This is a genomic window from Thermincola sp. GK-1 (assembly GCF_059412445.1).
Window position 1 is genome coordinate 1 of record NZ_JBSQAT010000033.1, and the last position, 11,661, is coordinate 11,661.

Genomic DNA, 11,661 nt, shown 5'->3' on the forward strand with positions numbered 1-11,661 from the left:
CCCGCCGTAGAAGCGAAGCCGGCCCCGGCCGAAGAGGTGCAGCCGGCGCCCGCCGTAGAAGCGAAGCCGGCCCCGGCCGAAGAGGTGCAGCCGGCGCCCGCCGTAGAAGCGAAGCCGGCCCCGGCGAATGACAGCAAACCTGTTTCGGACAAACCTCGGCAGATGCCTGGTGATGAAGTGAGGCCGGTTCCAACACACAGGAATGAACATGAGCCTGTGGGCAATTTGAATACTGCTGTGGTGGACATGTCTGAACGGGTACAGGCTGATAAGTTTAAAACTGTTTCAGGCGATAAACCTCGAGCGCCGGCAAAAAACAACCAGTCTAAAAAGGAGCCATGGTGGAAACGTCTTATTTCTGTAGTGGCTCCCCGAGAAAATTATCGAGTACAAGCCGGGTCTTTCGCAGTTTCGGAACCGATGGCCAAAAACGTTTTGCCCAGCGGTATGTCGGCGGAAGAGCAGCCGTCTCTCTGGTATAAGGTTCGATTGGGGGAATCCCTCTGGTTAATAGGTAAGACCTTAGGGGTGCAGTGGCAAAAAATCATGGAATTTAACAAGTTGATCAGTACCATCATATATCCGGACCAGAAACTGGGAATACCGGATGTGCCTATCGCAGATGACGGTACAATTAAGTACAACATTAAAAACAGGGATACTTTATACTGGATAGGTCAAAGCCTAGGTATTGATTACCGGGAAATCATGGCCCGTAATGGCTTGACCGACCACTGGATATATCCCGACCAGATGTTAATCATACCTTTATTTACTGAGATGGTTACCGAGGGAGCAAAAAACTTGTTAAATTCCCCAAACCAAGCCTTGGCTCTATTGGATTTGGATAATGAGAGCGATATCGGGTTACTGGCCAAGGCAGTTTATGCTGAAGCCAGGGGAGAGCCTTTTGAAGGGCAGGTAGCTGTGGCTGCTGTTATTCTCAACAGGTTGGCAGCACCAGGTTTCCCCAAGACAATCAGGGATATTATTTTCCAACCCTGGGCATTTACTGCCGTTATCGACGGTCAGATTAATCTGATCCCCGATAGCACTGCTTACAGAGCTGTGGAAGAGGCGCTGAAAGGACGTGACCCTTCCGAAGGAGCCTTATATTACTGGAATCCCGATATAGCTACAAGCAAGTGGGTTTGGACTAGACCTATAACCAAAATGATCGGTAACCATGTGTTTGCTAAGTAAACCTTAAGGCCTCTGCCCAACGGCAGAGGCCTTAAATAATTTTGGTTGCTAAAAGGGGTTTATAAACACTATAATTGGAATATAACTAGGCGGAAAAGGTGGGAGTGTTATGCCTGGCTTTGAACAGGTACAAACGCCGGAAGGGCTGCTTTTTTTAAAAATTCCGGTTTTCGAAGAGGCAGGGTGTACGGCTGTTTTCAGCTCCAGGTTGGGAGGAATCAGCAAGGCTCCTTATGACAGCTTAAACCTTGGTTATCATGTGGGCGATGACATCCAGGATGCTGTTGAAAACAGAAGACGGCTATGTGATACTTTAGGTTGGTCATTAGGGCATACTGTTTCCGGAGAACAGATACATGGCGACTGTGTAAAGGTAGTTACAAGGGAAGACCGGGGTAAAGGAGCGTTTACATATGCCAGTGCTCTGGCGGGGACTGACGCACTGGTCGCAAACCAGCACGGCGTAGTTTTAAGCTCTTTTTATGCCGATTGTGTACCGCTGTTCTTTTTTGACCCTGTGAAGAAAGTGGTAGCATTAGCCCATGCCGGTTGGAAAGGAACTTTTTTAGCGATTGGACAGAAAACAATTGCCGAGATGCAAAAAGTTTTCCGGACTGTACCGGAAGATTGCTTGGTAGCTATAGGGCCGTCGATAGGAGCCTGCTGTTACGAGGTGGACGAGAAATTGTACCAAACCTTTAAAGGCCGCTTTACCTGGGTAGATAAGGTTTTCAAAAGTAACGGGGAGGGAAAATGGCGCCTGGACCTTTGGAAGACCAACTATATCCAGTTGTTAGAGATGGGCATTAGGGAGGAAAATATAATAGAATCCAGAATATGTACTAGTTGTAACACGGAATTATTTTTTTCCCATCGAAAGGAGAATGGGAGAACAGGGCGCATGGGGGCTTTTATAGCCTTGCGATAAGTACCAGGGGGGATGTAATGTGTCCAAGCCCAAGATTCTGGTCGTAGACGATGAACAATATATCGTAGAATTAATCAGGTTTAACCTGGAAAAGGAAGGGTATACAGTTATAACGGCTGGTGATGGAAAGATAGCTTTGGAACAAACATTTCGGGAAAAACCCGACCTGATTGTGCTTGACATCATGCTGCCAGGCGTGGACGGATTGGAAGTATGCCGTACTTTGCAGCGTGATAAGGAAACACAGTTGATACCTATAATAATGCTTACAGCAAAGGGAGAAGAAATTGACAAGGTTTTAGGGTTGGAACTGGGCGCAGATGATTATATGACTAAACCCTTTAGTCCAAGGGAACTGGTAGCAAGAATTAAGGCGCGGCTCAGAAGAAACTTTAAAGCCCAGCAAAGTGATAACCAAGAAAAAGAGAATATTTTAGCCATTGGCGGTCTTAAGATAGATATAGAAAAATTCAGTGTGTATCTAAATGGTCAAAAGGTTGATTTTACACCGAAAGAATTTGAATTGTTAAAGCTGCTGGCCTCCAATCCGGGTAAAGTATTTACCCGTGAATATTTACTGGAAAAAATTTGGGGTTATGATTTTGCCGGTGATACCAGAACCGTTGATGTGCATATCAGACATATCCGGAAGAAGATTGAACCGGAGCAGGGGGAAAAGTTTGTTGAAACTGTCCGGGGTGTAGGTTATAAATTTAGGGAGATGGCGTAATGTTCAAAAGTTTACGGTGGAGATTTTCCCTTACTTATTTTGCGATAACCGCACTTTTCCTGACTTTGCTGGGGATTTACCTGATCAACAGCATGGTCAACTATTCTTATGCCCAAATTGAAGAACGCCTGATTTCATCAGCCTGGCTGTTGAGCAATGATATAACGCTGCGGCTGGAAAATTCGCAAAGTAGAAACGAAATACAAAAATTTATTGACGAAGCTAAAAATATAGCCGCAGCCAGAGTAACATTGATTGACAAAAACGGTACAGTCATTGGCGATTCCCATGAAGATTACCGGAAGATGGCCAACCACGCCAATAGGCCCGAATTTATACAGGCGCTGAATGAGACTGTCGGAAAAAGTGTAAGATTTAGCGCTACCCTTGGTGAAAAAGAATTATATGTTGCTGTTCCCGTTAAGAGGCACGGCCGGGTAGCCGGGGCAGTCAGACTGGCTATTCCCTGGAGGGAGGTACAGGCCGGCGTTTGGCATATCCGGTGGATTATCGGAACGGCCATTTTTATTGTATTTGTTCTGACGGTAACCATATCGTCTTCCTTAGCCAGAGAAATAACGGCCCCTTTAAAGGAAATGACGGAAGTCGCTAAGGAGATGGCCGAAGGAAAATTAGACAACTACGTCCGGGTTGTTTCGGACGATGAAGTCGGTGCGTTAGGCCGGGGTTTAAATTATATGGCCAGGCGCCTGAAAGACACCATCAAGGAAATAACAGAAGAAAAAAACAAAATCCAAGCCATTCTTACCAGTATGGTTGAAGGGGTTATAGCCGTTGATAAAGATACCCGTATTTTGCTGGTAAATCCGGCTTTTGAGAAGATTTTCAATGTGGTGGCCGACCAAGTAATTGGACTGACGGTCATCGAGGGAATTCGCAATTACGAGCTGGAGAAAATTTTGCTTAAAGCCCTTAAAAAAGGCAGAACCATAAACCAGGAGATAGAAATAGTTCCTTTGAGGCGTGCGTTCAGAGTTAATGTGGTACCTTTAATGAGAAAAGAGAAAATAGTTGGGGTTGTTGCAGTATTCAGGGATATTACGGAAATCCGCGAACTGGAAAAAATGCGTAGTGAATTTGTTGCCAACGTATCCCATGAATTAAGAACACCTTTAACTTCTATCAAAGGGTTTGTAGAAACGTTGTTGGACGGAGCCATGGAGGACCGGGAAGTAGCCAGGCGTTTTCTGGAAATCATTAATGTAGAAACCAATCGCTTAAGTAGGCTGATTAACGATATCCTGAGCCTGTCCAGTATCGAGGCCAAGAACAAAGAGATAAGTAGGAGCCCTGTCAATTTTAATGAAATCGTGGAAAAAGTACTGCCAATTCTTGTACCAATGGCTGAGGAAAAGAATATTACCGTAGAGACAGACATTCACCCTGACCTGCCTGTAATCATGGCTAATGAAGATTTGATCAAACAGGTGCTGATAAATCTGGTTGATAATGCCATTAAATACACTCCCGAAAATGGAAGGGTTGTTCTTAGTGCGACGCCAAGTGGTGGCGGTTTAAAAGTGTCTGTTAAAGATACGGGTATCGGTATACCGCCGGAAAGTATGTCCAGGCTTTTTGAACGTTTCTACAGAGTCGATAAGGCCAGATCCAGGGAACTAGGCGGTACCGGTTTGGGGTTAGCTATTGTAAAACATGCCCTTGAAGCCCATGGAGGGACGATCAAAGTAGAAAGCCAGGTGGGTATGGGTTCAAAATTTACCTTTTACCTCCCGGCAATATAAAAATCAATGAACAAGGAAAAAAGTCCGGAGGCAAATCCGGACTTTTTTCTTAACGCAAATTTAACATTTCGATAACATACGTATAATAATACTCTGATATAGTGAAGTTGGCTGATTGTTTATTCCGCGCATTTCATAGGAGGTTAAAACATGACTGAAAATGTCCAGCCCAAAATTAAAGTTCGCGATTTAAACTTATATTACGGGGAATTTCATGCTTTAAAAAACATTAATATGGATATTCAGGCCAACAAAGTGACAGCTTTAATTGGCCCCTCTGGCTGTGGAAAATCCACTTTTCTGCGCACTCTTAACAGAATGAATGACCTTATTGATAGTTGTAGAATCACCGGTAAAGTAACTGTGGATGGACAGGACATTTTCAGCCCGGAAGTTGACGTAGTCAATCTCAGAAAAAAGGTTGGTATGGTTTTTCAGCGCCCTAACCCATTCCCAATGAGTATATATGATAACATAGCTTATGGTCCGAGAATTCATGGTATTAAGGAGAAGCGGAAGTTGGATGAGATAGTTGAAAAAAGTCTGCGGGCCGCCGCCCTTTGGGAAGAAGTCCATGACCGTCTGAAAAAACCTGCTTTAGGTTTATCCGGCGGCCAGCAGCAGCGTTTGTGTATAGCCAGGCTTTTGGCGGTCGAACCTGAAATTTTGTTGATGGATGAACCCTCATCTGCGCTGGACCCCATTTCCACTTTAAAAATCGAAGAATTGATGGGTGAGCTAAAAGAGAATTATACAATTGTCATTGTTACCCACAATATGCAGCAGGCTGCCCGGGTATCCGATTTTACGGCATTTTTCTTGACAGGCGACATGGTTGAATTCGGCGAGACGGAAACGATTTTCACCAAACCATCGGATAAGCGTACGGAAGATTATATTACCGGACGTTTTGGATAAAATTCTGTTAAATTAATATTTTTTCTCTTGAAATATCACAAAAGCACAATTAAAATAGTTTTCAAATAATTTTTACAGGGAGTGGGCTAAGGTGGGTTCAACACGTAATGCTTTCGAACGTTCTCTTGAAGAACTTCAGCAGGAAATATTGCGCATGGGGAGCCTGGTTGAGCAGGCAATCTACAATTCGGTTCATTCATTAGCTACGCAAAATGTGGACCTGGCTAACCAGGTTATTGAAGGGGACCGTTTAGTTGACCAACTGGAACTGGAAATTGAAGATAAATGTCTGAAGCTTATAGCCACCCAGCAGCCTATGGCAGTGGATTTACGGAAGATAGGCACTGGTTATAAGATTATCACCGATCTGGAGCGCATGGGAGACCATGCTGTAGATATAGCCAGGGTCACCCGGCGGTTGGCTAATGAGCGGCTAATTAAACCGCTGGTTGATATTCCGAGAATGGCAGCCATTACCCAGGAGATGGTCAAGGAAGGCCTTGATGCTTACGTAAAAATGGACGTTGAATTGGCCAGAAAACTTTGCAGCCGTGATGACGAGGTTGACCATATTTATTCACAGATATTCAGGGAGTTACTGACGTATATGATGGAAGACCCCAGAACCATTACCCAGGCTACCTACCTTTTATTTGTGGGTCGTTATATAGAGCGTATTGCTGACCATGCGACCAATTTGGCGGAACGGGTTGTGTATCTGGTTACCGGTGAGCGCCTTGACTTAAATGATTAATAATGAATTTTATAAGCATTTTTTATCACTGCCTAGAGCGCCTGAAGGCGCTTTTTGCTTTTAAAGAGGAATTACCTTAATTTTGGCTGCTTTAGCAGGATATAGTACTGTATGTGTAGAATAATAATCTTGTTATAGGCGTTTTAAGGAAGGAAGTTGATAATGAATAAGCCTGGACGCAATTCAAAACGTAGACACCCGAAAAAACGCCGCCTAATTTTAAGAGGGGTCTTATTTGCAGCAATTGGGTTTTATTTAGTCTGGGTTATATTTAATTATGTTTCCGATACTTTAAAAGCCAAATTGGTTGAAACCCAAGTGGCTAACTATGATTATATACAGTCAACGGTTGATTTTAACGGTATTTTGGTAAGGGATGAAACAGTTTTAAGCGTTCCCAACCATGGAAAACTTGCGATTGTGGCATCTGAGGGTGAGCGGGTCCGGGTTGGCGCTGTTGTATTTAAAGTTAACATACCTGATGTTCGCGGCAGAGACGGTGTTACGGCTATTAACATATCTTCACCCAGAGCAGGTTTGGTAAGTTATCGTTTGGATGGCCTAGAGAAGTTGTTGGTACCGCATAATGTAAATATTATGGATTTATTCGGCATTTTTGCCGGGCACACTTTACAGAGTTTAAAGTATGACGATAACCAGGTTGTCGAAGCCGGTCAAACAGTGGCTAAGGTGGTTAATAATCTGGAACCTATGCTTGTTTTAGGAGAACTTCCTAACCAACCGGTATTTTTAAAAAAGATAAAGCCCGGTGGCAGGGTGTTAGTGGATTTAGGACTTGCCGGGTCAAAACCGGTATACCTGACGGTGGTTGAAGCCAAACCTACCGGGGATAAATTACGGATAGTACTGGAGTTAAATGATTTTGCCAAAGAATTTATACAGAACAGAGTTCATACATTTCGGCTTATCAGTGACAGGTTTGAAGGATACATAGTACCTGAACAGGCTTTAGTTTATAAAGATAACAAGCCGGGTATATATACGGTATACAAAAATTTAACCCGGTGGCAGCCTGTTAAAATCGAGGGCAAGGTAAAGGACCAGGTTGCTGTTTCCGGTCTGGAACCGGAAACCACATATGTGATAAACCCCAAATATATCGAGGAAGGGCAGCCCGTTAATTAGGAGGATAGCCATGTTGCATTGGTTAAGGACCAATCTTGAACAGATTCGCAGTAACATAAACGAAGCAGCATACAAGTCCGGTCGTAAACCTGAAGACATAAAATTAATTGCGGTGTCAAAAACAGTACCAATGGAAACAATTAAGGCCGCATGGGAAATGGGGGTTACTGATTTCGGAGAAAACAGAGTGCAGGAACTTACAGAAAAATTTAACGAACTTCCTGAGGCCAAGTGGCATTTAATCGGGCACCTACAAAAGAACAAGGTAAAATACATTGTGGATAAGGTCGTACTCATCCATTCTCTTGATTCTTATCCTTTGGCAGAGGAGATCAACAAGCGGGCAGTTGCCAGGGGAAAATGTCTGGATGTCTTAATCCAGGTTAATGTGGCGCGGGAGCCCACTAAATTTGGCCTTGATTTATCAGAAGTAGATGATTTTATTAATGCTGTTAAGGACCTACCGGGCTTGGCGGTAAAAGGATTAATGACCATAGCTCCTTTTGTTGGCGACCCCGAGGCAGTGCGTCCGGTATTCCGGGAACTGAAAAAGAAGTTTGACGCTTTAAAAACAATGGAGATTCCCAGTGCAGAAATGAAATACCTGTCCATGGGGATGTCCAATGATTATAGAATTGCCATAGAAGAAGGCGCAAATTTAGTTCGGATAGGAACCAGGATTTTTGGGGAAAGAAAAAAATGAGAGGAGGACTTTTTTAATGGCCAAGCTGGTTGATAAAGTACTCGGATTTATGGGCTTTGAAGAGGAAGAAGTGGAGATTATCGAAGATGAGGAAATAGTACAGGAGGAAGAAAGTTCCTTCAAGAAGAAAAAGAACGGGCCAATTTTTAGCCTGCATACTCAAAAGCAAACTAAAGTAGTAGTTTGTGTGCCTAAGGTTTTCGAGGATTGCCAGTATATAGCTGATCATCTGAAAAACCGCCGCCCGGTCATCATCAACCTGGAAGATGCTGATAAGGAACTGGCCAAGCGGGTTGTTGACTTTATCAGCGGGACCACCTATGCTTTATCAGGAAATATGCAGAAAGTTGGAAACGGAATATTTCTTTTTGTCCCGAGTAATATGGATATAGCAGGGGAAATTAATAAAGAACAGGACAAAGAAAAGGGATTGTTTACTTGGATTCGGTAATAGGGAGGCAAATTGATGTCATTGGCAGATAAAACCATCGGTTTTATTGGGGCGGGGGCAATGGCCGAAGCAATACTGGCCGGTTTGCTCAGTTCTGATTTAACAAAGCCGGAAAAAGTGTTTATCAGCGATGTTGACTTTACCCGTAGAGATTATGTAAAAACGAGATTCTCGGTTAATGTTGCTCAAAACAATACGGATTTGGTCAAGAGAAGCGATATAGTTGTTTTAGCAGTAAAACCTTTTATTTTGCAGGATGTATTAACTGAAATAGCCGGTTCAGTACAAACCGATCAACTGATGGTTTCTATTGCCGCCGGATTATCGACAGGCTACATATCCAGTTTTTTCAAAAGCCGAGTTCCTGTCATAAGGGTTATGCCCAATACGCCGTCATTAGTAGGCGAGGGAGCAAGCGCTTTGGCAGCCGGTGAATTTGCAGGTGAAGAGCACCTTGCTTTGGCATTGGAATTATTTAATTCCGTTGGGCGAGCCTATACCGTCTCCGAGCAGGCTATGGATGCTGTCACGGGTTTGAGTGGGAGCGGTCCGGCTTATATGTATTTAATCATTGAAGCTATGGCCGATGCTGGAGTTAAAGCCGGCCTGCCGAGGAAGATTGCATTGGAGCTGTCTGCTCAGACCATGTTAGGCGCTGCCAAAATGGTTCTGGAAACAGGTGAACATCCGGCTGTATTGAAGGATAAAGTCACCACCCCCGGTGGTACGACTATTGCAGGGCTGCATACTTTAGAACAGGGAAAACTCAGGGCAACTATTATAGATGCTGTAATTGCCGCGACCCAGAAGTCTAAAGAATTGGGAGCTGTGACCAAATAAGTTAGGGGGATTTGTGTTTTGGACTTATATGTGATTATTAAAGGAATATTTGCAGCTATAGAATGGTTGGTAATTGCTCGTATTATTTTATCTTTCTTGCCGATGTTCATGCGGATTGACCATTATCATCCGATAGTTCGCTTTATCTATGAAACTACCGAGCCGCTTTTGGCGCCTTTTAGAAAGATTCTCCCGTCAACGGCTGGGTTAGATTTTTCCCCGTTATTGTTGTTCCTTGTTCTAGGAGCTTTAGAACGGTTGATTTTAAATCTATTGATGTAGCTATGGTCGACCGCAGCATTATTAAGTTACTTCCTGCTGAACAACGGGAATTAGGCGCCAAAATTATAGATAAAGCCCAGTCTGCGTTGAAAATTTATCAACCGGTTTTTACTGATTTCTTGGACCCGGGCCAACAGGTAATGGCGAAAAAACTGGTATCAGGTATTTACGGACTTACATGGAAGTTTGACGGTGGTTATGATAGTGCCGAGAGAAAGAGAATGATAATTTTCCCTGAGGACTTAAGCTGGGGGGAAATCCCGGAATGCATTTGCTGCTTACAAGTCGCAGGGAATTTTCGTTTTCGCAAGGCTACTCACCGTGATTTTTTGGGCGCTGTCTTAAACACGGGCATCAGACGTGAAAAATTAGGTGACATAATAGTCGTTGATGAGGGGTGTCAACTGCTAGTTGTGCCGGAAATAAAGGATTACCTTGCCCAGAATTTGTTTAAAATACATCAGGTACCTGTCAAAGTAACGGAAATTTCGCGGGAAGAACTGATTTCTCCGGCCGACAATACTAAAATTATTGACACCACCGTTTCTTCCTTAAGACTTGATGCAGTGGCCGGAGCAGGGTTTGGGATTTCCCGCAGTAAGATAGCCAAATATATAAATAGCGAAAAAGTCAAAGTCAATTTTGAGACTATTACTGATGCTGATTATAGAATTAACGAAGGCGATGTTGTATCTACCCGGGGGCTGGGAAGAATAAGTATAGAAAAAGTTAAGGGGAATACCAGAAAGGGCAGAATTGGCATTGTAATTAAACGATATTTATAAGCCCTATCGAGGGTTCTTTTTTTTATCTGTATCTTTAAATTTAAATTCCAACTGCATAGGCTTCAATGTATATTTTTTGCACTCCAAGACAATGGTGCTATTTGGCTGTTTGCAACTGTTGTTGCATTTTTCGCAAAGTTTATTCACGATTATCATCCTTGCCCAGTTTATTTCCGGTCAATAAATATATTTATTTTTTTATGCGAAATTCCTTCTTGTTTGATGTAATAGTTTCACCATTCCAGGTTAATTCTCATATACTAGTCTGAGGGGACTAATCTGTGGAGGTGAAAGCCATGTTGAGACAACCACGGTTATTTAATCCACTGGTGGTTGTCCTGGGTTGCATTATAGTATCGTTACTGACAACCTTTGCCATTGTGGAAAAAAATCTACGTCCGACAATCCTGGCAATTTCTAGGGCCCAGGCAGAACAAATAGCCGTCGAGTCAATCCAGGATGCGGTTAACGAAAAAGTGGCTAAAGTGGTGGAATATAAAGACTTAATATTTGTTCGAACTGACAGTCGTGGCCGGGTTGTACTGATGCAGCCGAATACAGTTAAGATTAATAGTTTGGCTGCCGATACAACTTTGGAAGTACAAAAGGCTTTAAAAAAATTAGAAGGAAAGGTTTTTAAAATTCCCTTAGGTCAAACCTTGGGCAGCCAGTTATTGGCTAGTTACGGCCCCAAAATCAAAGTAACTATAGTGCCAATAGGTACCGTAAAGGTCATAGTCGAAGACAAATTTGAACAAGCAGGTATTAACCAAACCAGGCATCGATTGTATTTAAACATATTCAGTCAAGTTAAAATAGTTATTCCGTTGGTAAGCGACAGTGTGGAAGTTAGCTCCCAGGTGCCAATAGCAGAGACCATCATTGTAGGCGAAGTGCCGGGGACCTATTTAAATTTGAACCTGGGAAAAGGTTTAGAACTTATCGGTAAATAGAAGCATATTTCACTTTTTGCGAAAAATAATATATCTTAATACCGGTGCGATAAGCTTCCAACATGGGATTTATAACTTTACATAAAAAAAGATAAAAAAATTGATTTAAATTGCTTGACAATTATATTATCCGTATGCTATATTAGACAATGTCGGTCGCGGCAATAGCCGCGGCCAACAAATCAGAAATCACAGCAAATACAAA

The 11,661-nt window shown here is 43.1% G+C and carries 13 protein-coding genes; all 13 read left to right on the plus strand.

The genetic code is table 11. The annotated features are described in order from the left end of the window. A partial coding sequence (locus ACSNJE_RS15705) for a cell wall hydrolase (RefSeq protein ID WP_495253053.1) occupies positions 1-1,203 on the plus strand: 1,203 nt, incomplete at its 5' end. Between the two features lie 109 nt (positions 1,204-1,312). Further along, a complete protein-coding gene (gene pgeF, locus ACSNJE_RS15710; RefSeq protein ID WP_474774637.1) occupies positions 1,313-2,131 on the plus strand; it encodes a peptidoglycan editing factor PgeF in 819 nt (272 codons plus the stop codon). 19 nt (positions 2,132-2,150) lie between these two features. Then, a complete protein-coding gene (locus tag ACSNJE_RS15715; RefSeq protein WP_013120975.1) occupies positions 2,151-2,861 on the plus strand; it encodes a response regulator in 711 nt (236 codons plus the stop codon). Continuing rightward, complete coding sequence (pnpS, locus tag ACSNJE_RS15720; RefSeq protein WP_013120974.1) at positions 2,861-4,624, plus strand: two-component system histidine kinase PnpS; 1,764 nt, start codon at positions 2,861-2,863, stop codon at positions 4,622-4,624. Before ACSNJE_RS15715 ends, pnpS begins: the two co-directional genes overlap by 1 nt. A gap of 150 nt (positions 4,625-4,774) precedes the next feature. Further along, complete coding sequence (pstB, locus tag ACSNJE_RS15725) at positions 4,775-5,542, plus strand: phosphate ABC transporter ATP-binding protein PstB (RefSeq protein ID WP_013120973.1); 768 nt, start codon at positions 4,775-4,777, stop codon at positions 5,540-5,542. Between the two features lie 91 nt (positions 5,543-5,633). Next, positions 5,634-6,296 (plus strand): phosphate signaling complex protein PhoU, encoded by a 663-nt coding sequence (gene phoU, locus ACSNJE_RS15730; RefSeq protein WP_013120972.1) that lies wholly within the window; start codon positions 5,634-5,636, stop codon positions 6,294-6,296. Positions 6,297-6,458: 162 nt separating this feature from the next. Beyond that, positions 6,459-7,442: a biotin/lipoyl attachment domain-containing protein gene (locus tag ACSNJE_RS15735; RefSeq protein ID WP_052219141.1), complete on the plus strand. Its 984-nt coding sequence runs from the start codon at positions 6,459-6,461 to the stop codon at positions 7,440-7,442. A gap of 10 nt (positions 7,443-7,452) precedes the next feature. Next, entirely contained in the window at positions 7,453-8,145 is a 693-nt protein-coding gene (locus ACSNJE_RS15740) for a YggS family pyridoxal phosphate-dependent enzyme (RefSeq protein WP_495253054.1), read from the plus strand. 16 nt (positions 8,146-8,161) lie between these two features. Continuing rightward, complete coding sequence (locus ACSNJE_RS15745; protein WP_013120969.1) at positions 8,162-8,596, plus strand: cell division protein SepF; 435 nt, start codon at positions 8,162-8,164, stop codon at positions 8,594-8,596. Between the two features lie 15 nt (positions 8,597-8,611). After that, entirely contained in the window at positions 8,612-9,436 is an 825-nt protein-coding gene (proC, locus tag ACSNJE_RS15750; protein ID WP_052219144.1) for a pyrroline-5-carboxylate reductase, read from the plus strand. 18 nt (positions 9,437-9,454) lie between these two features. Beyond that, positions 9,455-9,718, plus strand: a complete 264-nt coding sequence (locus ACSNJE_RS15755) for a YggT family protein (RefSeq protein WP_013120967.1) — start codon at positions 9,455-9,457, stop codon at positions 9,716-9,718. Positions 9,719-9,720: 2 nt separating this feature from the next. Then, a complete protein-coding gene (locus ACSNJE_RS15760) occupies positions 9,721-10,503 on the plus strand; it encodes a photosystem II electron transport protein, Sll1252 family (RefSeq protein WP_495253055.1) in 783 nt (260 codons plus the stop codon). A 296-nt stretch (positions 10,504-10,799) separates the two neighbouring features. Beyond that, positions 10,800-11,456, plus strand: a complete 657-nt coding sequence (yunB, locus tag ACSNJE_RS15765) for a sporulation protein YunB (protein ID WP_052219146.1) — start codon at positions 10,800-10,802, stop codon at positions 11,454-11,456. Positions 11,457-11,661: the final 205 nt, after the last annotated feature.

Bases quoted from the DNA above. Each gene is read 5' to 3' on its own strand.
- pgeF (WP_474774637.1), top strand. From the start codon at position 1,313: ATGCCTGGCTTTGAACAGGTACAAACGCCGGAAGGGCTGCTTTTTTTA.
- pnpS (WP_013120974.1), top strand. From the start codon at position 2,861: ATGTTCAAAAGTTTACGGTGGAGATTTTCCCTTACTTATTTTGCGATA.
- pstB (WP_013120973.1), top strand. From the start codon at position 4,775: ATGACTGAAAATGTCCAGCCCAAAATTAAAGTTCGCGATTTAAACTTA.
- ACSNJE_RS15735 (WP_052219141.1), top strand. From the start codon at position 6,459: ATGAATAAGCCTGGACGCAATTCAAAACGTAGACACCCGAAAAAACGC.
- ACSNJE_RS15740 (WP_495253054.1), top strand. From the start codon at position 7,453: ATGTTGCATTGGTTAAGGACCAATCTTGAACAGATTCGCAGTAACATA.
- ACSNJE_RS15745 (WP_013120969.1), top strand. From the start codon at position 8,162: ATGGCCAAGCTGGTTGATAAAGTACTCGGATTTATGGGCTTTGAAGAG.
- proC (WP_052219144.1), top strand. From the start codon at position 8,612: ATGTCATTGGCAGATAAAACCATCGGTTTTATTGGGGCGGGGGCAATG.
- ACSNJE_RS15760 (WP_495253055.1), top strand. From the start codon at position 9,721: ATGGTCGACCGCAGCATTATTAAGTTACTTCCTGCTGAACAACGGGAA.
- yunB (WP_052219146.1), top strand. From the start codon at position 10,800: ATGTTGAGACAACCACGGTTATTTAATCCACTGGTGGTTGTCCTGGGT.